General features: G+C 64.8%; 17 protein-coding genes, 1 pseudogene and 1 riboswitch. Of the genes and pseudogenes, 8 read left to right on the forward strand and 10 right to left on the reverse strand.

The features are described 5' to 3' along the window. Positions 1 to 27: 27 nt before the first annotated feature. From J8I87_RS32160 to thiC, 5 genes and pseudogenes are all read right to left on the reverse strand, one after another. Positions 28 to 1,002, reverse strand: a complete 975-nt coding sequence (locus tag J8I87_RS32160; protein WP_209936220.1) for a DMT family transporter — start codon at positions 1,000 to 1,002, stop codon at positions 28 to 30. Between the two features lie 125 nt (positions 1,003 to 1,127). Beyond that, positions 1,128 to 2,721, reverse strand: a pseudogene (locus J8I87_RS32165) (L-lactate permease). 315 nt (positions 2,722 to 3,036) lie between these two features. Further along, the gene (locus tag J8I87_RS32170; RefSeq protein WP_209936221.1) at positions 3,037 to 3,720 is read right to left on the reverse strand and encodes a hypothetical protein; all 684 of its coding nucleotides are present in this window, start codon (positions 3,718 to 3,720) and stop codon (positions 3,037 to 3,039) included. Positions 3,721 to 4,122: 402 nt separating this feature from the next. Beyond that, the gene (locus J8I87_RS32175) at positions 4,123 to 4,335 is read right to left on the reverse strand and encodes a glycine zipper 2TM domain-containing protein (RefSeq protein WP_209936222.1); all 213 of its coding nucleotides are present in this window, start codon (positions 4,333 to 4,335) and stop codon (positions 4,123 to 4,125) included. A gap of 290 nt (positions 4,336 to 4,625) precedes the next feature. Continuing rightward, positions 4,626 to 6,557 (reverse strand): phosphomethylpyrimidine synthase ThiC, encoded by a 1,932-nt coding sequence (thiC, locus tag J8I87_RS32180; RefSeq protein ID WP_209936224.1) that lies wholly within the window; start codon positions 6,555 to 6,557, stop codon positions 4,626 to 4,628. A 106-nt stretch (positions 6,558 to 6,663) separates the two neighbouring features. Then, positions 6,664 to 6,791: riboswitch (TPP riboswitch) on the reverse strand. 302 nt (positions 6,792 to 7,093) lie between these two features. On the opposite strand from thiC, the gene J8I87_RS32185 reads away from it, so the two are divergent. Both J8I87_RS32185 and J8I87_RS32190 read left to right on the forward strand, forming a co-directional pair. Continuing rightward, positions 7,094 to 7,564, forward strand: a complete 471-nt coding sequence (locus J8I87_RS32185; RefSeq protein WP_209936225.1) for a hypothetical protein — start codon at positions 7,094 to 7,096, stop codon at positions 7,562 to 7,564. A gap of 372 nt (positions 7,565 to 7,936) precedes the next feature. Then, on the forward strand, positions 7,937 to 8,854 hold the full coding sequence (locus J8I87_RS32190; protein ID WP_209936238.1) for an EamA family transporter: 918 nt from the start codon (positions 7,937 to 7,939) through the stop codon (positions 8,852 to 8,854). On the opposite strand, the gene J8I87_RS32195 is transcribed toward J8I87_RS32190, so the two are convergent. Next, positions 8,830 to 10,998, reverse strand: coding sequence for an FAD-dependent oxidoreductase (locus J8I87_RS32195; RefSeq protein WP_409518848.1), 2,169 nt, complete (start codon positions 10,996 to 10,998; stop codon positions 8,830 to 8,832). The genes J8I87_RS32190 and J8I87_RS32195 overlap by 25 nt on opposite strands. Before the next feature lie 417 nt (positions 10,999 to 11,415). On the opposite strand from J8I87_RS32195, the gene J8I87_RS32200 reads away from it, so the two are divergent. Beyond that, positions 11,416 to 12,204, forward strand: coding sequence for a DUF4397 domain-containing protein (locus tag J8I87_RS32200; protein ID WP_209936226.1), 789 nt, complete (start codon positions 11,416 to 11,418; stop codon positions 12,202 to 12,204). A gap of 262 nt (positions 12,205 to 12,466) precedes the next feature. On the opposite strand, the gene J8I87_RS32205 is transcribed toward J8I87_RS32200, so the two are convergent. Further along, positions 12,467 to 12,604, reverse strand: coding sequence for an entericidin A/B family lipoprotein (locus J8I87_RS32205; RefSeq protein ID WP_209936227.1), 138 nt, complete (start codon positions 12,602 to 12,604; stop codon positions 12,467 to 12,469). 223 nt (positions 12,605 to 12,827) lie between these two features. Then, a complete protein-coding gene (locus J8I87_RS32210) occupies positions 12,828 to 14,345 on the reverse strand; it encodes a sensor histidine kinase (protein WP_209936228.1) in 1,518 nt (505 codons plus the stop codon). A gap of 209 nt (positions 14,346 to 14,554) precedes the next feature. Here J8I87_RS32210 and J8I87_RS32215 point away from each other — a divergent pair, with 209 nt between their 5' ends. The 5 genes from J8I87_RS32215 to J8I87_RS32235 all read left to right on the forward strand — a co-directional run bounded on the left by J8I87_RS32215 (position 14,555) and on the right by J8I87_RS32235 (position 16,916). Beyond that, the gene (locus J8I87_RS32215; protein ID WP_082427194.1) at positions 14,555 to 14,731 is read left to right on the forward strand and encodes a DUF1328 domain-containing protein; all 177 of its coding nucleotides are present in this window, start codon (positions 14,555 to 14,557) and stop codon (positions 14,729 to 14,731) included. A gap of 106 nt (positions 14,732 to 14,837) precedes the next feature. Continuing rightward, positions 14,838 to 14,999, forward strand: coding sequence for a DUF1328 domain-containing protein (locus J8I87_RS32220; RefSeq protein WP_209936229.1), 162 nt, complete (start codon positions 14,838 to 14,840; stop codon positions 14,997 to 14,999). A gap of 122 nt (positions 15,000 to 15,121) precedes the next feature. Further along, the gene (locus tag J8I87_RS32225) at positions 15,122 to 15,667 is read left to right on the forward strand and encodes a bacterioferritin (protein WP_209936231.1); all 546 of its coding nucleotides are present in this window, start codon (positions 15,122 to 15,124) and stop codon (positions 15,665 to 15,667) included. A gap of 150 nt (positions 15,668 to 15,817) precedes the next feature. Next, positions 15,818 to 16,450 (forward strand): response regulator transcription factor, encoded by a 633-nt coding sequence (locus J8I87_RS32230; RefSeq protein ID WP_209936233.1) that lies wholly within the window; start codon positions 15,818 to 15,820, stop codon positions 16,448 to 16,450. Between the two features lie 34 nt (positions 16,451 to 16,484). Further along, positions 16,485 to 16,916 (forward strand): response regulator, encoded by a 432-nt coding sequence (locus J8I87_RS32235; protein ID WP_209936234.1) that lies wholly within the window; start codon positions 16,485 to 16,487, stop codon positions 16,914 to 16,916. A gap of 31 nt (positions 16,917 to 16,947) precedes the next feature. Here the strand turns inward: J8I87_RS32235 and J8I87_RS32240 are convergent, their stop codons facing one another. Next, positions 16,948 to 18,162 (reverse strand): MFS transporter, encoded by a 1,215-nt coding sequence (locus J8I87_RS32240; protein WP_209936235.1) that lies wholly within the window; start codon positions 18,160 to 18,162, stop codon positions 16,948 to 16,950. Positions 18,163 to 18,284: 122 nt separating this feature from the next. Beyond that, complete coding sequence (locus tag J8I87_RS32245; protein WP_209936236.1) at positions 18,285 to 19,112, reverse strand: phosphodiesterase; 828 nt, start codon at positions 19,110 to 19,112, stop codon at positions 18,285 to 18,287. Positions 19,113 to 19,353: the final 241 nt, after the last annotated feature.

The following is a 19,353-nucleotide window of genomic DNA, read 5'->3' on the forward strand; positions in this document are numbered from 1 at the left end:
CGAAAAGCGCGGTAGAGACGCGTCGAATCAATACGGCTCGCTGACCCGTCGTCCGCCGAAGCCCGGAATGCGCTTGACCACACCCGTCGCCAGCGCGGTGCCGACGAGGATCACCGCGCAGCCTTCGAGCATACCGATCGACACGTGCTCGCGAAGGAACAGCGCGCCCCACAGAATGCCGAAGATCGGGATGACGAATGTCACGGTGATTGTCCGCGCGGGCCCGGCGACGGCGATCAGGTGGAAGAACAGCATGTAGGCGACGCCCGTGCATGCGACGCCTAGCGCGATCACCGCGCCCCACGCGCTCAGCGACGGCGCGGCAGCGGGCCACGAAGCGACCGCGAACGGCAGCACGACAATCGTCGCACCGATCATCGTGCCCGTCGCGACGGTCAGCGCGTCGACGCCCATCAGATGCTTTTTGGTGTAGCTCGCGGCAACGCCGTAGAGCAGCGTGGCGCCGAGCGCGGCGGTCGCCGCGAGTGCGGTGGTGGCGGGCGAGACGTTGGTGCCGCTCGGCGCGGCGATCTGATCCCACACGAGCATCAGCACGCCCGCGAAGCCGATCACGAGGCCGATGCTGCGCAACGCGCTCAGCTTGTCCTTGAGCCACAGGAATGCGACGAGCGCGCCAAACAGCGGCGTCGTCGCGTTGATGACGGACGTGACGCCCGCCGACAGCGTGATCTCCGCATACGCGAACAGGCAGAACGGCGCGGCGGAATTGAGGATGCCGACCACCAGCAACGGCAGTGCGCGCGAGCGCAAGGTCGCGGCCGAGTCGCGCAGCGGACGCCGCGCAACGAGCACGATCAACAGGAACAATGCGCCGATGCCGACCCGCAGCGCCATCAGCGGCGCAACGCCGAAATCGCTCACACCGACGCGAATGAACAGGAACGACGCGCCCCACAGCGCGGCGAGAATGAGAAGCTGGACAACGTTGACTGGATTCATCGTGAGGGCGTCGCGCGCGGTTGAGTCGCGACCCGTATGCATGTTAACACCGGGCTTGCGCGCTTCATTTCACGATGGAATGAAACAGCAAGAATCGACAATTCGCCCGTCGGCAGAGGGACTGGCAGGCGCCCGCGCGTGCGTGGCGCCGCCATCGCATCGGCGTTTCAATGTGGAATCATCCATTGCAGCACGTTCTGCTGCAGCCATACGAGAATGCCCGGCACGACGGTCAGCAGGATCGAATGCTTGAAGGTCTTCGCGAACACATAGCCTTCCTTGCCTTTGAGATCCGTCGTCGCGACGCCCGTCGAGATGTTCTGCGGCGAGATCATCTTGCCCATCACGCCGCCCGACGAGTTGGTTGCCGCCATCAGCACGGCATTCAGGTTCAGCTGTTGCGCGGCGACCACCTGCAGATTGCCGAACGGCGCGTTGCCCGATGTATCGCTGCCCGACAGGAACACGGCCACCCAGCCGAGGAACGCCGACACCAGCGGAAAGAACGGCCCCACCGACGCGACGCCGAGACCCAGCGTGTAGTTCATTCCCGAGTAGTTCATCAGGTACGCGAGGCCGACGATAGTCGCCAACCGTCAGTATCGCGATGCGCGTCTGCACCCACGTATCGGCGATTGCGCGGCCGAAATCGGCCAGCTTCAGGCCCACGACGAGCGCCGTGATGATGGCCGCGACGAGAATCGCCGTGCCCGTCGCGAGCGGCTGGAAGTCCCAGATCGCGCCATACGGCGTGTTGGACAGCGTGATGTAGACGGCCTTGTCGAGGCCGGGCCACGGCACCTTCACATCGCCGATCATGAAGATCTTCGCGATTGTCCAGATGATCACCACAGCCGACACGATCAGCCACGGATACCAGCCTTGCGCACCCGTGACCTTGCCGCGCGTTTCGTTGACGCGATCGACGTTGATCGCGAAGGCGGGATCGGCGGCGGGCCGCCAGACGCGCAGAAAGGCAATCGTCAGGATCGGCGAAACGAGCGACGACAGCACGTCCGTCAGGCTGTAGTTGATGTAGTTCGACGTGACAAACTGCGTGAGCGCGAAGCTGCCGCCCGACACGAGCAGCACGGGCCACACGCGCAGCATGTTGCGAAAGCCCGCGTACACGCCGATTACGTAGAACGGCAGCAGCAGCGCGAAAAACGGCAACTGGCGGCCGACCATCTTGGCGAGCGCATCGGTGGGCAGGTGCGTGACGGCGCCGAGCACCGTGATCGGCACGCCGAGCGCGCCGAACGCGACGGGAGCCGTGTTGAAGATCAGCGTGAAGGTCAGCGCTTCGAGCGCCGGGAAGCCGAGCAGGATCAGCAGCGAACTCGTGATCGCGATCGGCGTCCCGAAGCCCGAGATGCCCTCGAACAGCGCGCCGAACGAAAAGCCGATCACGACGAGCACGATGCGCCGGTCGTTCGGCAGATTGTCGATCATCCACATGCGGAAGGCGGCGAAGCGCCCCGAATACTGCGCGATGTTGTACAGCAGGATCGCGGTGAAGACGATCCACATCACGGGCCAACAGGCGAACACGGCGCCCGCGGCGACGGAATCGAACGCGAGGCCGACGGGAAACTGCCAGCCGAAAATCGCACAAGCCGATCACGAGTCCGGCAAGCGACGCCTGCCACGCCGGACGCCGCGCCCAGCCGAGCATCACGAGCACGACACGATCGGCAGCACGGCGACGATGAACGAGGGCAACAGCGAGTTGCCAATGGGAGTCAGTAGCTGGTGGTACATCACGTCTCCTTCGTTGTTGTTCGATTCGACGCGAAGACTGCACCTACGCGGCGAAGCGGCAGGTCTGGACGGATGAAAGCGGCGTCGCGCGGTAGGGATCAACGCGTGGGACGCCGGATCACGCAATTAAACAGCTGTTGCACAGGCAATCGCCAGAATAGAGCGCTGGCAGATTCAGTCAAGCAGGGAAACGAAGAAGTGCATTGCGGGAATAGATGCGGGTGCTGCTTTGTAGCGACATGCAACTGTGCCGCGCGCGAGCCGCGCGGCCGCGCCGTCCGATCTGCGTCAGCTTCTAATACGGTTCAACGCGGTTCAATGCGAGCGCCCGTGGCCGCCGCCTGACCAGAAGTGACCGCCGCCACCGCCCCAGCCACCGCCGCCCCAGTTGGCGTGAGCGCCGCCCCATGAGCCGCTTGTGCCGCCCCAGCCCGAGTGACCGCTGCCAGTCCAGCCGGCGGCGTGGGTCCCGCTCCAGCCGCCATGACCGCCGCTCCAGCCGCCATGACTGCCGCCCCAGCCGCCATGGCCGCCCCAATAGCCGTAATGCCCCCAGTGACCGTAATAGCCGTAGTGGCCATAGTGGCTGTGGCTGCAACATCCGCCGAAGAAGGCGACGCTGAATGACGCCGACGGCCACCAGAAGCCCGGCCAGCCATAAGCGTAGTACGGGTACGGATAGGCATACGGATACGGATAGGCGATTGGATAGTACGCAGGTGCAGCGTACGCGGGTGCCATGTCGTAGGCGGGCGGCGGCCCGTCGGGCGACGTGCCGTCGGGCAGCGTGAACTGTGACTGCGCAGGAGGATTGGCCATGTCGCCGGGCGCGACGGGGATCCCTTGCTGCGTCGCCGCCGTCGGCACGGCGGAATAGGCGGGGTAATACCCGTAGGGGTAGTAGCCGTACGGCACGTAGTAGCAACCGGACAGCGCCCCGGACAACACCAGCACTGCAACGGCGCTGCCGGCGCGCAACGTTGCATCGAGCGGCTTCATGACGTGCTCCTCGTTATCGCGCGACGCCACACGCAGCGCGCGTTTTATTTAATGAGCTTACGTCAGCGTTTCATCGTCCACGTCAAAAAGTGGTAACGGCGTATTTCAATGCGCGATCCGTTGCAGGACATGTCCGGCGCGTACGTGCGCGCCGGACTCTGCCCATCTCCCTTCGGCTTCCGAAACGTCTCGCCCCCTGACAGCTGGCGCGCGATTCGAGGCCGTTTGCCTGCATCGCCTTCGAAGGCGATTTGTCGTATTCCGTCCGCGTCCTGTCGTGTCATGCCTTCGAGCGGGCTTGGGGCCGGGCTTTGGTCAGATGTGCCGCGAGAGCGTTGCCTTGCTCGTTCCTTGCGCGCTACATGCCCGTTACCAGGCCTTTACTAGGCGGTGACTATCCCGTTACTTGCCCAACTGATTGCCGATCACGCCGCCGGCGGCCGCGCCCCCCAACGTCGATAGTGCATTGCCGCCGATTGCCGCGCCTGCCGCGCCGCCGACACCCGCGCCGATTGCCGTATCGCGCTGCCGCGTGGTCATGCCCTCGCATGCGGACAGACTTGCCACCACGGCTACGAGCGTCGCTAGCGCACCGATTCGATGGAAGGTTTTCATGATTGCGGCTCCCCTATGTTTTATCGACGGGAGGTGCACGTCGCGCTCCCGCTCAGGTGATTCGATGGTATCGCCGCGTGCCGTTTCTGTTTGTATGGGCTTGTCAGCAAAGTGTCGGTTTGGTAATCAAATGTTTCGCGCCGTCGAACAATCGCGGCGTACGTAAAAGCGGGCCAACGGCGTCGCAATGCGGTAAAAAGCGCGCAAAAAAGCCCGCCTTCGACAACAGGCGGGCCTTGCGTTTTCATGCGCGCGGCGCGGCGCGGCGCGGCGCAACGCACGCTCGAGCGTCACTGACGCTGATAAATCTCCGCGCCGCTCTTCATGAATTCGACGGCCTTCACTTCCATGCCTTTCTTCAGCGCGTCGGTATCGCTCATACCTTCCTTCGCGGCGAAGTCGCGCACGTCCTGCGTGATCTTCATCGAGCAGAAGTGCGGCCCGCACATCGAGCAGAAATGCGCGACCTTCGCCGAGTCCTTCGGCAGGGTTTCGTCGTGGAATTCGCGTGCCTTGTCGGGGTCGAGGCCGAGGTTGAACTGGTCTTCCCAGCGGAACTCGAAGCGCGCCTTGCTCAATGCGTTGTCGCGCACCTGCGCGCCCGGATGGCCCTTCGCGAGATCGGCGGCGTGCGCGGCGAGCTTGTACGTGATGATGCCCGTCTTCACGTCGTCCTTGTTCGGCAGGCCGAGGTGCTCCTTCGGCGTCACGTAGCACAGCATCGCCGTGCCGAACCAGCCGATCATCGCCGCGCCGATGCCCGACGTGATGTGGTCATAGCCTGGCGCGATGTCCGTCGTCAGCGGCCCGAGCGTGTAGAACGGCGCCTCGTCGCACCAGTCGAGCTGCAGGTCCATGTTCTCCTTAATGAGTTGCATCGGGACATGGCCCGGGCCTTCGATCATCGTTTGCACATCATGCTTCCACGCGATCTGCGTGAGCTCGCCGAGCGTCTTCAGTTCGCCGAGTTGCGCTTCGTCGTTCGCGTCGTAGATGGAGCCCGGGCGCAGGCCGTCGCCGAGCGAGAAGCTCACGTCGTACGCCTTCATGATTTCGCAGATGTCCTCGAAGTGCTCGTACAGGAAGCTTTCCTTGTGATGCGCGAGACACCACTTCGCCATGATCGAGCCGCCGCGCGACACGATGCCCGTCATCCGGTTCGCGGTCAGCGGCACGTATTGGAGGCGCACGCCCGCGTGGATCGTGAAGTAATCGACGCCTTGCTCGGCCTGCTCGATCAGCGTGTCGCGGAAGATTTCCCACGTCAGGTCTTCGGCCTTGCCGTTGACCTTTTCGAGCGCCTGGTAGATCGGCACTGTGCCGATCGGGACGGGCGAGTTGCGGATGATCCATTCGCGCGTCTCATGAATGTGCTTGCCCGTGGACAGATCCATCACGGTGTCGCCGCCCCAGCGGATCGCCCACGTCATCTTGTCGACTTCCTCGCCGATCGACGACGTCACGGCCGAATTGCCGATATTCGCATTCACCTTCACGAGGAAGTTGCGGCCGATGATCATCGGCTCGCTTTCCGGGTGATTGATGTTCGCGGGAATGATCGCGCGGCCGCGCGCGACTTCGTCGCGCACGAACTCGGGCGTGATCTCGTTCAGCCCGTTCGGACCGAACGCCGAAGCGCCGAACGCCTGGCCCGGATGCTGGCGGCCCATCATCGCGGCGAGCTTCGCGCCGTTCGGGCCGCTCGCCTTCAGGCTCTCCAGATACTCGGCGCGGCGCTGGTTTTCGCGGATCGCGATGTATTCCATTTCCGGCGTGATGATGCCGCGCTTCGCGTAGTGCATCTGCGACACGTTCTTGCCGGGCTGCGCGCGGCGCGGCGTGCGATGCAGGCCCGGAAAGCGCAGTTGCGCGGTGGCGGGATCGGCGGCACGCTCGCGGCCGTATTCGCTCGACAGCCCTTGCAGCGCCTGCGTGTCGCCGCGCGCTTCGATCCAGCGCTGACGCAGCGCGGGCAGGCCGGCACGGATGTCGATCTTCGCGTCAGGATCGGTGTACGGGCCCGACGTGTCGTACACGTAGATGGGCGGATTCTTCTCGCCGCCGAAGCCGGTCGGCGTGTCGGATTGCGTGATTTCACGCATCGGCACGCGGATGTCGGGTTGCGAGCCCGTCACGTAGATCTTGCGCGAGTTCGGCAGCGGCGCGACGGCGGCCTCGTCGACGTGCGCGTTCGCGGAAATGAATTTCGGGTTGGCGTTCATGCGTCTCTCCATGCAAATGTGGGGCGTTACAGCTACGCAGGAGAACGAGACGGAGGGGAAGTTGGCCGGGTTCGCGCGAGGAGGGTGAAGCGGTACGGCAGGTGAAGCGGCGAGCCCGAACGCTTCCCTGCGCTGGCATTATCCAGATCAGGTTCAAAGGGTATTTCTCACCCACGCCATGCGGTGCCCGCTTTGTTCCGGGCGACGCACAACGCAGGACCCCCGCGTTAGCAGCGCACACGATAACCTGGCCGGGCGGGGTTTGGCAACAAATCTCAAAATTGGCGCCGCGTGAGTCAGCGCGGTGCTTTCGATTGGCTGAAAGCCTTGCCGCGTCATGCTTTCAGCGGGATTGCGCCGTTTGCGCGCGACGCGTGCGCTGGTCAGCCTGTTTTCTCATTAATACGGGGAAGGCCTTATCCCCAATTGCACCCGCATCGGTGATATTTAAGATGGATCGCCGCCCACCGTTACATCGGACAGAGGGTGAGCCAATGATCAGTCAGCCTAAGCAAAATCAACAATCGGAGAACGGCATGAAAACATCGAAGCGGGCGATCGGGAAGGCAGGTGTTGTTGTCATCTGTGCCGGGCTGTGGATGCCGTGGGCGGCGAACGCGGCCTCGTATGCGTCGGGCGGGACCATTACGTTCAGCGGCGCGATCGTGGCGCCGACTTACGGTATCGCGGCGACTTCAGCTTCGGGATCCAGCGGGGCGCAAGGATTCCATACGCAGAATTCGGCGGACCGGGCTGCATCGGCAGTCGATGTGACGTTCCTGCCCGCGTCGAATCCGTCGACCTCGGCGCATGTCGCCGTGTTCGTCAACGCGAACGGTGGCATTGCCGCGCCGCGCACGCTCAGGACTCGCTTCACCGACAACGCCAACCGACATGCGCAGACGGCGGGCACGGCATTCAGCGTGGGCCGTGCGGGCGGCACGTTGTCGATCGGGGGCGGCACGGCGGCCGAACGCGCTGCCATCGTGATGGTGAGCTACGACTGATCTGCCGGAGCGCGTTCGCATTCATCGCAAGCGCGGGCATCGACGGCGCCCGCGCTTCGCTTACTGCTGTGTTCGTCCCGCTTGCAACGAAAGTTACGATTCTCTTGCCGGGGGTTCGCCCGGATACTGCATAATGCTCGGCGGCGCGGCTTTCGCGTCCGTTGGCCGACATTGTTGCATTCTGCATCACGAAGGGCATCAATTCGCGCCATCGACCTAGTGCTTCCCTTGCTGTTCCACCGCCGTTTACCGTTCTACTGCCATGCCCTCCCGCTTTGCCCCTCATGCCGCGTCGCCGACGCGGCGCCTGCCGTCCCGTTCGTGCGTGTTCAGCGGGGCCGCGGCGCCATCGCCGGCACGGGCGGGCTGAACGTGGCGTTCAATCTCCCCGACCGTTTCCCGTTTCGCCTGCCGCAGTCCCACGGCGGACAGATCGCGCTCGCGCTTGGCGTCGTCTATATCGTGTGGGGCTCGACCTACCTGGCCGTGCACGTCGCGCTCGGCTCGTTTCCGCCGCTGCTGCTGTCGGGGCTGCGCAATTTCTTCGCGGGTGTCGGGCTATTCATTTTCGCAATGCGGCGCAAGCCTGCCTGGCCGCCGGTGATTGAAATCCGCAACGCGGGGCTCGTCGGCACGATGCTCGTCGGGCTGTCGAGTGGCATGCTCGCCTACGGAATGCGCACCGTCGGCACGGGCACGGCGGCCGTGATGGTCGCGACGGTGCCGCTCTTCGCGACGGTCATCGCGGCCATCGCCGGGCGCAAGATCGCGAAGGGCGAATGGTTCGCCGTCGCGCTAGGGCTCGTAGGCATCGCGATCCTCAGCCACGGGGACCAGACGTCGGGCTCGGCGGGCGGCAGTCTCGCGATTCTCTGCGGCGCGCTCTTCTGGGCGGGCGGCGCGCATCTGGCGTCGCGCCTGAAGCTGCCGTCCGATCTGTTTCTGTCGACGTCGTTGCAAATCGGGCTCGGCGGCGCGATGTCGACGATAGTCGCGTGGATCTCGGGCGAGCGGATGATGGACATTCAGTTCCTGCCCGTGCTCGCGTTTCTGTATCTGATGCTGATCGGTACGATGGCCGCGTATGTCGCATACGGGTTTCTGATCCGGCATACGAGCCCGATCATCGCGAGCAGCTGCATGTACGTGAACCCCGTCGTCGCCGTGGCGCTCGGCGCGCTGCTGCTCGGCGAGCCGGTGACGCGCGCGACGGTCGTCGCGACGGCGGTGATTCTGGCGAGCGTCGGGTTGTCGTTCTGGTTCGATTACGGGCGGCGTGGAACGGCGTGAGGTGAATCGCGTGTTGGGCGGCCGAAGCGAAAGTGCTGGAAGAACCGACAGGGCAAGGCGCACACAAGGTACACGAAGCGCAAAAGCCGCAAAAAGCGCGTGAGCGCAAGAACGACTACAGCCTCGCCGCCACCTCCGCCCCTTCCCGAATCGCGCGCTTCGCATCGAGCTCCGCCGCGATCGACGCCCCGCCGATCACATGAAAGCGCGGTCCGTCGGCGGCGGGCGTAGCGGGGTAGAGTTCGCGCAACGATTCCTGCCCCGCACACGACGATCGTATCGACTTCGAGCCATTGCTCGCTGCCCCCGCGTTCGATCAGAAGACCGCGCTCGTTGATCTGCCGGTACCCGACGCCATCGAGCATCTTGACATCGTTACGGGCCAGCGCCGCGCGATGCACCCAGCCCGAAGTCTTGCCGAGCCCCGCGCCGAGCTTACCGACTTTACGCTGCAACAGCCAGATTTCACGCACGGGATCGGCGGCGCGCGGCGTTTTCAGCCCGCCACGCCCGCTGATGGACAAATCGACGCCCCATTCGTCCGCCCAGGTCTCGCGCGACAGCGGCAGCGGCTCGCCCGCGCGATGCAGCAGAAACTCGCTGACATCGAAGCCGATGCCGCCCGCGCCGATCACCGCGACGCGCCGGCCGACGTTCGCGCCGCGCAGCACATCAACATATGACAGCACGTTCGCTCCGTCGATGCCTGGAATGGCCGGGCGGCGCGGCACGATGCCCGTCGCGACGATCACGTCGTCGTATGCGGCGGCCGCGAGCAGAGCAGGATCGACGCGCGTCGACAGGCGCACTTCGACGGCGTGCTTGCGCAACTGGCTGCCGAAATAGCGGATCGTTTCGCTGAACTCTTCCTTGCCGGGGACACGCATCGCAAGGTTGAACTGGCCGCCGATGGTTGCGGCTGCATCGAAGAGCGTCACGCGATGCCCGCGCGCGGCCGCCACCGTCGCCGCCGACAGGCCCGCTGGCCCCGCGCCGATCACGGCGACGGCGCGCGGCTTTGCGTGCGCGGCGAGCGGCCGATAGACGAGCTCCGTTTCGCGGCCGGCACGCGGATTGACGAGACACGTCGCGCGCTTGTTCTGGAACGTGTGATCGAGACAGGCCTGATTACACGCGATACAGGTGTTGATTTCGTGCGCGCGCCCTTCGGCAGCCTTTACGACGAACTCGGGATCGGCGAGCAGCGGCCGCGCCATCGACACCAGATCGCCCATGCCTTGCGTGAGCAGGTCTTCGGCGAGATCGGGCGTATTGATGCGGTTTGACACGATCACGGGCACGCTGACGGCAGCCTTCAGGCGCGCCGTCAACGGCGCGAACGCCGCGCGCGGCACTGACGTGACGATCGTCGGCACACGCGCCTCATGCCAGCCGATCCCTGTATTGAACATCGTGACACCCGCCGCTTCGAGCGCCTTCGCGACCTGCACGGTTTCATCCCACGTATTGCCGCCTTCGACGAGATCGATCAGCGACAGCCGGTACACGACGATAAAGCGCGCACCGCACGCGGCGCGCACGGCTTCGACGATTTCACGCGCAAGCCGCATCCGGTTTTCGATGCTGCCGCCGTAGTGATCGTCGCGGCGGTTCGTGCGCGGACACAGGAACTGGTTCAGAAGATAGCCTTCGCTACCCATGATCTCGATGCCGTCGTACCCGGCGCGCTGCGCGAGCCGCGCGCAGCGCGCGTAGGCGCGCACGGTCCTGGCGATGCCTGCGACGCTCAGCGCGCGCGGCTTGAACATCGAGATAGGCGACTTCAACGCGGATGCCGACACGACGAGCGGCTGATAACCATAGCGTCCCGCGTGCAGGATCTGCAGCGCGATCTTGCCGCCTTCTTCGTGGACGGCGCGCGTCAGTTTGCGATGGTTGTGAAGATCGAAGACGGAGTTGAGCGTGCCGCCGAACGGCAGCAGCCAGCCTTCGCGATTCGGCGAGATGCCGCCTGTGATGATAAGACCCGCGCCGCCTTTGGCGCGCTCGCGAAAGTATGCGGCGAGCTTCGGATAATTCCAGAAGCGGTCTTCCATGCCCGTATGCATCGAGCCCATTACGACGCGATTGCGCAAGCGCGTATAGCCGAGATCGAGCTCGGACAACAGCCGCGGGTAAGACATGCAAGGCACCATGTAAAGTTGGGACGCGCACGAACAATACACGCGAGCGCGCACAAATCCGCTGAAGGAAAATTCTAATCGCGTCGGGGCCAGCGTTGCTTACTGCGCTTTATTCAGATCTCTTGGGTAATGGGGCGGCATGCCAATTGCTGTCCGCAGTCGTCCCCCGACGCGGGCGAGCCGACGCAAAAAGTGGCCGTCCAGCGTCGCGGACATGAAGGCGCGCCGCCATCACAAACAACGCGCCGGCGCGCGGATAACGACGACATCAAGCGACGACATCGAGCGACGACATCAAGCGACGACATCAAGCGACGACATCAAGCGACGACATCACCCGGCGACGGGCGCGCGCACGGACGCTAGCGGCAAGCCACGGATCAACGGGCTCAGGCCCAATCAGGGAGAGGTGGCAAAATGAAGATAATCAGAACCATGGCGGCGATCGTCGGTGCGGCCGCGCTCATGACGGCGTGCGGCGGAAGCTCGAACGACGTCGGCAAGGAAGTCGGGCTGCAGAATCCGTTGATCCACTTCGTTCACGCCATTCCGAGCGGGCCGACCGTCGACTTTCTCGTGAACGGCGCTGCGTTGCAGAAGAGCATCTCGTACAAGAACGTGACGAACTTCGCGAACATCAACACAGGACAGACTCTCGTCGCGTATGCGCCCGCGGGCACGACGACGGCGCTTGCAAGCGGCACCTTCCCCGATGTCGCGAAAGGCCACGAGTACACGGTGATCGCGGTGCCCGGTGCGACGGCCCCGGACATCGGCCTGATCGACGATCCCTTCGACAAGGGTCTGCTGTCGAACAGCGCGCGCGTGCGTGCTTTCAACGCGTCGGCGAATGCGAACAACCTCGACCTCTATCTGGTGCCCGCGAGCAATACGAACATCACGACGATCAGTCCGACGATGGCGGGTGTGTCGTTCAGGAACGCGGTGCCGGCATCGGGCCTGGACTCGATCTATGTATCGGGCGGCACCTATGTGCTGATCGCGACGACGCCGGGCAGCAAGACACCCATCTTCCAGTCGAGCGCATTCGATCTCGCGAACAACGCTGACTGGCTCGTGACATCGGTGCCGATCGGCGGCGTGCTGACCCAGTTGCTGCCGAACCAGATTCATCTGCTCGTCGCTCAGGGCGGCAACACAACGCAACCGGCGCTCGAATTGACCAATACGTTGAACGGTCAATGAAGCCGGTCGCGAGACGGCTCGAGATGGCCTGATAAGGAATAACAAGGCGGTAGCAAAGGGGGACGGCACGGGCGGCTCATGCAAGTGAGCCGCCGTTCTGTTGTGGCCGCCGGATCTTGCGGCCGTGCGCATTGGCTGTCGCCGCGGCTTCGTGCGCCTGCTTCGTGAACCCGCGTCGTGAACGTCATGACGAAAAAAAACCGCCGCGTGTTATGCGGCGGCGTGCTGTATGGCGTGAACGGGATCGATCGTGCGCGCGGTGTCAGTCCGAATGCTTCTCGGCCGAATTCGTGATCGCATGGCCGCCCTTCGAGATGTCCTGGCCCGCGCCGGCCACCGTATTGCACGCGGCCAGCAGCGTCGTGCCCGCAAGCAACAGGAGTGCGATGAGTCGTGTCATGAGTCCTCTCCCTACAGGAATGCGTCGATCGATTCGCGCGCCGCGTACGAGATCGCTGTGCGCGCGGCTTGTCGTTCGACCGGGGCATCGCGCCAGCCGATCCGGTCTGATTCCATGGTAAGAGGCGCGCTGTCGCGATGCTGTCGGAGACGCCACGATTTTCGTGTCGGCGCAATCCTACGCAGCGCTCGGGCGGGACGTGCAAGAGAAGTGGCGACGCGCGTCAAAGGCGCCCGACTGGCGCGTCCGTGTGCTGGCCCGGCGCGCGCCCGCCCGCTTCGTCTGCGCTGCGGCCTTCGCCGGATTCCGCGGACGTCGCGCCGGTATTCGCCACGGGCAGCACGACGCGGATATCGGTGCCGCGCGGGTCGCCGCGACGGATGTCGAAGCGGCCGCCGCGCGCGGCGACGCGCTGGCGCATGCCCATCAGGCCATGTGTATGCGTGCGCGTCAGATCGGCGGGCGTGATGCCGATGCCGTTGTCGGCGATATGCAGCGACACTTCGCCGCCGCCCGCCGTGAGAAGCACGGTGAGGCCGATCGTCAGCTGCGTCGCGCGCGCGTATTTGGCTGCATTGGTCAGCGATTCCTGCGCAACGCGAAAGAGCGCGATCTCGGTCTGTTCGTCGAGCTGAATGTCGTCGGCGGGCAATTGCAGGTCGAGCACCCAGCCGTTGCGCTGCGCGGCTTCGTCGGCGAGCGTGCGCAGCGCGGTGACGAGCCCGAAGGTCGCGAGCACCGTCGGCCGCATGTCTTCGATGATGCGACGCTTCAACGCGATGCCCTGATCGAGCGTCTCCAGCGCGCGGGCCAGTTTCTCCGCAATGGCGGGCTCCGTATCCTGCAACTTGCGCCGCGCCCACGCGACATCCATCTTGCTCGCCGTCAGGATCGCGCCGAGTTCGTCGTGCAATTCGCGCGCAAGCTGGGTCTTCTCGTTTTCGCTGACGGCCTGCAGGTGCCAGCCGAGCGCCTCGAGTTGCCGCGTGCGTTCGTTGACGAGCTGATCGAGCTCTTCCTGCTGCGTGATCAACTGCTTCTGTGCGCGCGCCTGGCGGTCGATCTCAATGCCGAGATTGCGGAACAGCAGAATGAACAGCACGATGTTGAGCGCCGACAGACCCGCCGCGACCAGCGTGGAGACGCGCTGGTCGGCACGGCTCGCATCGAGCGCGCGCTGCGCGCGGCGCTCTTCGTTATCGCGCAGCAGGGACAGTGTGCCTGTCACGAGCGATGCATCGGCCGTGCTGCTCGCCGTGACGTCGCCGCACGCGGCGAGATCGAGCCGATGAGGCGAGGCCTGCTGCAACGCCTGCGCGCCGCTGCCGATGCGCGCGTCGATGAGCGCGGCGATCTGCGTGAAGCTCGCACGCTCGACGCCGTCGGCCGCGCGTGTGAACCACGCGTCGAGCGAGCGGATCGTGCGGCGGATAACGGCGGCGCTCGCGCAATAGCTGCGCGCGTCGCCGTCGCGCTTCGTCAGAAGAAACGCGCTTTCGTGCGAGCGCAACTGCGCGAGCTGCCCGTCGAGATCGCTCAGCTGCATGCTCACGCCGCGCGCCTCGAGCGCGGCTTCATACTCCGACGCGATGCGTTGGCGCGCCGTCTCCAGAATGACGAGGCCGCCGCACGTGATGACGATCGCGACCGTCATCGCAATCGCCCAGCTGCGCCGGTGCATCCAGCCCGACAGTCTCGACGCGAGTCCCGCTTCGGCTACGTCTGGCACCGCTGTCTCCATGCAGTGAAGTCACTGACAGTGTAGCGTCGCGCGGCGTTTTTGCGTCCGCGCCGCACGCGGGCACGGGCGCGGACGGTTCGTCGAACGATGCATCGAAAGCGCATGTCGGCGGATTCCCACACGAAAAACAGCGCGCGTCCGAATGCAGGTACGCAACGTGCTGCCTACCATGAGTGTCATCGAACCTTTATCCAGGGGAGGTTGCCATCATGCTCAAGTGGGCATTGTTCTTCGCCGTGATCGCCGTGATCGCGGGGCTGCTCGGGTTCACGGGCATTGCGGCAGGCGCGGCGGCTATCGCGAAGTTCCTGTTCGTGGTGTTCCTGATCTTGTGCGTCGTGTTCCTCGTGCTCGGCTTCGTTGTGACGAAGAAGATCGTCGATTAGCGACGCTCGAAGGCAACCCATGAGCATGTGCAAGAGCAAAAGCCAGGCACGCCCCGCCCAATGAAACGGGGATAACCCAATCGCCCAGACAGAAAGGAGCGCCGTCATGCTGTATTACGCACTCGTCTTCTTCGTGATCGCGATCATCGCCGCCGTATTCGGCTTCACGGGCATTGCCGCCGGCGCCGCCGAAATCGCGAAGATTCTGTTCTACATCTTTCTGGTCGTGTTCGTCGTCACGCTTCTGCTCGGCGTGTTCCGGACATAACGCAGGCATCACGCCATCAGGCGCGCGGGGCGGCACGGCGGGGCGACACCGCATTTTCGCAGCGGACTTCGCTGGCGGTCCCGCGCGCGTTTCCCACACATACAGGTACAAGGAGTCAGTCAATGTCGAAGTCATCGAAAGGCGAGTTCGTAATGGACCTCGAAAGAATCCGCGCGCAGGCGCGCATGGATATGGATGAAGGGCCTGTGACGCAAAGCTACGGCGCGGACCGCGACACCGTGCTCAAGCTGCTGAACGGCGCGCTCGCGACGGAGCTCGTCTGCACGCTGCGCTACAAGCGCCATTACTTCATGGCGAAGGGCATCAACTCGGAAGCGGTTGCGCAAGAGTTCCTCGAACACGCGAACGAAGAGCAGGGCCATGCCGACACGCTCGCTGCACGCATCGTGCAACTGGGCGGCGAGCCCGATTTCGCGCCGGACAGCCTGACGGCACGCTCGCACTCCGAATACAAGGAGGGCACGGGCCTGACCGACATGATTCGCGAGAATCTGATCGCCGAGCGCATCGCGATCGATACGTACCGCGAGATCATCCGCTATCTCGGCGACGGGGATGTCACGACGCGCCGTCTTTTCGAGGAGATTCTCGCCGTCGAGGAAGAGCACGCGGACGATATGGCCGATCTGCTCACGGGCCGCGAATGATGCGTGATGTACGCGGCGGATGAGCATGCGCTGCAGCGCGCGGATGCACAGCGCGTGATGCCCGCGCGTGCGTGCAATTCGTGAGTGCAACCCAATGCGTGAGTGCAACCCTCATCGCCGCTGCAACGCGCGCTACACGGATAACGACAGATGATTCGAGTGCTGATAGCGGACGATCACGCGATCGTCCGAGGCGGATTCAGGCAGTTCGTCGCTGACGAGCCCGACATGTGCGTCGCGGCGGAAGCATCGACGGGTGACGAGACGATCCGCCTCGTGCGCGAGCAGCCGTTCGACGTCGTGCTGCTCGACATCGCGATGCCTGACAAGAACGGCATCGACACGCTGCGCGTGATCCGGCAGATGCGGCCCGAGCAGGGCGTGCTGATCCTCTCCGGCTACCCGGAGAGCCAGTACGCGATCAACCTTTTGCGCGCGGGCGCGAACGGCTATCTGAGCAAGGACTGCGAGCCCGATGAAATCGTGCGCGCGATACGCTCGGTGGCGCGCGGGCATCGTTATCTGTCGGAGGCCGTCGCCGATACGCTCGCGAACAGCCTCGACCGGCCCGCCGCCGCGCATCCGCACGAGCAGTTGTCGGAGCGCGAGTTCCAGATTTTCTGCAAGCTCGCGGCCGGACAGATTCCGACCGATATCGCCGACGAGCTGCATCTGTCCGTGAAGACGGTCAGCACATATCGCGCGCGCGTGCTCGACAAGATGCGGATGACGAACAACGCGGACATGACGTATTACGCGATCAAGAACGGACTGATCGAGTGACCTGCGAGACGACCCGCGCGATGGAACGCAACCGATGAACGCCGACTCCGACACTGCACACAACGATTCCGGCCGCACGGGGCTGCGTGTGCTGCTGATCGAGGATTCGCCGCTGATCCGCCGCAGCATCGTCGAGGCGATCGACGCATCGGGCCTCATGCATGTCGCCGCGCAGGCGGAATCCACCGACGAGGCGATCGCGCTGCTCAATGGCGAAGCCTTCGACGCCGTGATCGTCGATCTTCAGTTGAAGGGCGGGTCGAGCGTGCCCGTGCTCGCGTATATGCAGAGAGAAGGATTGATCGACTCGACGTTCGCCGCCGTGCTGACCAACCATGCGCTGCCCGCGTACCGCGAGCGCTGCTTGCAGTACGGCGTACGGCACTTCTATGACAAGTCGTTCGAGTTCGATCGCGTGATCGACGCGCTGCACGAGTACGCGCAGGCGCGTCTGGATGGACGCTAGCGCAGCGCGGCGCGAGCGGCGCGATGGCGCGTCATTCAGCCGCCGCCGGCGCGGCCACCGGATCGGGACGTCCGCGCAAGTGGTTGAGGCCCGCGAGCCCCGTGAACAGCAGGCCGGCGATGCTCACGCCGACCCAGCCGAACATCGGCCACACGAACGCGCCGACGGCCGAGCCCACCGCGCCGCCGATGAAGTAGCACACCATGAACACCGTATTGACGCGGCTGCGCGCTTCGGGCTTTAGCGCGTAGATACGCGACTGGTTCGAGATCTGCGCGGCCTGCACGCCGACATCGAGCACGATCACGCCGATCACGAGGCCGGCGATGCTCGCACCCGACAGCGCGAACACGACGAACGAAATTGCGGACAGCACGATCGACAGCGAAACGATCGCACGCGGTCCGCGCCGGTCGGCGAACTTGCCCGCGAGCGGCGCGGCCATCGCGCCGCCCGCGCCGACGATGCCGAACAGCCCGGCCACTTGCGGCCCGTAGTGAAACGGCGCGCCCGCCAGCAGCAGCGCGAGCGTCGACCAGAAGAGGCTGAACCCGGCAAAGAGCGCGGCGCCCGTCAGCGACGCTTCACGCAGGCCGCGCAACTCGACGGCGAGATGCCACATCGACGCGAGCAGCTTGCCGTACGCCAGCGACGAGGTCGGCTTGCTGTGCGGCAGCTTCGAGATGATGACCGCGGCGAGCGCGATCAGCGCGGCGATCGATGCGCCGAACACCGCGCGCCAGCCGAAGTACTGGCCGACGAAGCCGGCTGCCGTGCGGGCCAGCAGAATGCCGAGCAACAGGCCGCTCATCACGGTGCCGACGGCCTGGCCGCGCTTCGAAGGCGGCGCGAGCTCGGCGGAGAACGGCACGGCTTGCTGGGCGATCGTCGAGAGCACGCCGATCGCGAGGCTCGCGACCACGAGCACGCTCAGATTCGGCGCGGCCGCCGCGAACAGCAACGCGACGCACAGGCCCGCGATCTGCATCAGGATCAGCCTGCGCCTGTCGAACCGGTCGCCGAGGGGCGCGAGCAGCAGCATGCCCGCCGCGTAACCGAGCTGGGTCGCCGACGGCACGACGCCGATCCACGAAGCGCTTTGCGCAAACGACTTGCGAAAGTCGTCGAGCAGCGGCTGGTTGTAATAGATGTTCGCGACGGAGACGCCCGCGATGGTCGCGAGCAACAGCAACAGACCATGCAGCGAGCGTTCGGACGCGTCGGTGTCGGAAGTGGATGTGGACATGTTGCACAGGCCGGCGCGGCGCCGCAGTGAGAGGGTCGAGCGTGCCGATCATACCGGAGCGGGGCGGATTCTGCTGAGCGCCGCGCTTGCCCGCGAGACTGTCACGACACGCGTCGGCACGCTCAATCGATCAGCGTCCCTTCGGGCCCGTAGAACGGATAGGGCCCGTCTGCCGAATCGATATAGGCGTGGTGCGTGACGAGCCCGTTCACGCTGTCATAGCGATGCAGGGCGAACGCGGGCGGCTCCATCACGAAAGCGGACGGCGCGTCGTCGCGCAGATCGAGCGCCACCTGATGCGCGGGCGCGGGCACTGCTGACGCGATCGTGCCGCCGAAGCGCACGAACATTGGCCGATGCACATGTCCGCAGATCACGCGCTCGACATTCGGATGACGCGCGACGAGGGCCGCGAGCTTGCCGGCCGACGAGGGTTCGAGGCGCAACGCGTCCATATGTGCGATGCCCGATACGAAGGGCGGATGATGAAGCGCGACGATCACGGGCTTGTTGCTTGCCTCATCGAGTTGATCCGCGAGCCATGCGAGGCGCGCGTCGCAGAGCAGGCCGGCGCTTTGGCCGGGCACGACGGAATCGAGTGCGATCAGGCGCAGCGGACCGATATCGATTGCGTACTGGACGAATTCGCCGCCTGTGCGCAGCTCTTGGCGGTCGCTGAATGCTTCGCGCAGCGCCTGGCGTTCGTCGTGGTTGCCGACCAGCAGGTAGTACGGCATCTGGAGCGTCGCGAGCAGCGACTTCAGGTATGCGTACTGTTCGGGCTCGCCCTGATCGACGAGATCGCCCGTGATGACGACCGCGTCGGGACGCGGTTCGAGGGCATTCAGGCGGTTGATGCAGCGCGCCAGATGCGCTGCCGTGTCGACGTGTTCGTATGCCAGGGCGCCCTGGCGTTTGATATGCAGATCGCTGATTTGGGCTAGAAGCATTGTGGGTCCTTTTTTTACTATGTCTGCGACGCGGGTGGTTTGTTTTGGCTTGCCGTTGCGCTGGCATTCGCGATGCGGTCTGCTCTTGCCGCTGTCGCTGGCATCCGCGATGCGGGTTATGTTTTGCCGCTTTCGCTGGCATCCGCGATGCGCCTCGCGGCGCGGGCGTCGCCCCTGTGCGGGGCGGCACCTACTTTTCTTTGCCGGCTGCAAAGAAAAGTAGGCAAAAGAAAGCAGCTCA

Source organism: Paraburkholderia sp. LEh10, from assembly GCF_017814945.1.
GTDB lineage: Bacteria > Pseudomonadota > Gammaproteobacteria > Burkholderiales > Burkholderiaceae > Paraburkholderia.

Bases quoted from the DNA above. Each gene is read 5' to 3' on its own strand.
- thiC (WP_209936224.1), bottom strand. From the start codon at position 6,557: ATGAACGCCAACCCGAAATTCATTTCCGCGAACGCGCACGTCGACGAG.
- J8I87_RS32230 (WP_209936233.1), top strand. From the start codon at position 15,818: ATGATTCGAGTGCTGATAGCGGACGATCACGCGATCGTCCGAGGCGGA.
- J8I87_RS32235 (WP_209936234.1), top strand. From the start codon at position 16,485: ATGAACGCCGACTCCGACACTGCACACAACGATTCCGGCCGCACGGGG.
- J8I87_RS32175 (WP_209936222.1), bottom strand. From the start codon at position 4,335: ATGAAAACCTTCCATCGAATCGGTGCGCTAGCGACGCTCGTAGCCGTG.
- J8I87_RS32170 (WP_209936221.1), bottom strand. From the start codon at position 3,720: ATGAAGCCGCTCGATGCAACGTTGCGCGCCGGCAGCGCCGTTGCAGTG.
- J8I87_RS32225 (WP_209936231.1), top strand. From the start codon at position 15,122: ATGTCGAAGTCATCGAAAGGCGAGTTCGTAATGGACCTCGAAAGAATC.
- J8I87_RS32195 (WP_409518848.1), bottom strand. From the start codon at position 10,998: ATGTCTTACCCGCGGCTGTTGTCCGAGCTCGATCTCGGCTATACGCGC.
- J8I87_RS32200 (WP_209936226.1), top strand. From the start codon at position 11,416: ATGAAGATAATCAGAACCATGGCGGCGATCGTCGGTGCGGCCGCGCTC.
- J8I87_RS32185 (WP_209936225.1), top strand. From the start codon at position 7,094: ATGAAAACATCGAAGCGGGCGATCGGGAAGGCAGGTGTTGTTGTCATC.
- J8I87_RS32220 (WP_209936229.1), top strand. From the start codon at position 14,838: ATGCTGTATTACGCACTCGTCTTCTTCGTGATCGCGATCATCGCCGCC.
- J8I87_RS32215 (WP_082427194.1), top strand. From the start codon at position 14,555: ATGCTCAAGTGGGCATTGTTCTTCGCCGTGATCGCCGTGATCGCGGGG.
- J8I87_RS32245 (WP_209936236.1), bottom strand. From the start codon at position 19,112: ATGCTTCTAGCCCAAATCAGCGATCTGCATATCAAACGCCAGGGCGCC.
- J8I87_RS32205 (WP_209936227.1), bottom strand. From the start codon at position 12,604: ATGACACGACTCATCGCACTCCTGTTGCTTGCGGGCACGACGCTGCTG.
- J8I87_RS32240 (WP_209936235.1), bottom strand. From the start codon at position 18,162: ATGTCCACATCCACTTCCGACACCGACGCGTCCGAACGCTCGCTGCAT.
- J8I87_RS32210 (WP_209936228.1), bottom strand. From the start codon at position 14,345: ATGGAGACAGCGGTGCCAGACGTAGCCGAAGCGGGACTCGCGTCGAGA.
- J8I87_RS32160 (WP_209936220.1), bottom strand. From the start codon at position 1,002: ATGCATACGGGTCGCGACTCAACCGCGCGCGACGCCCTCACGATGAAT.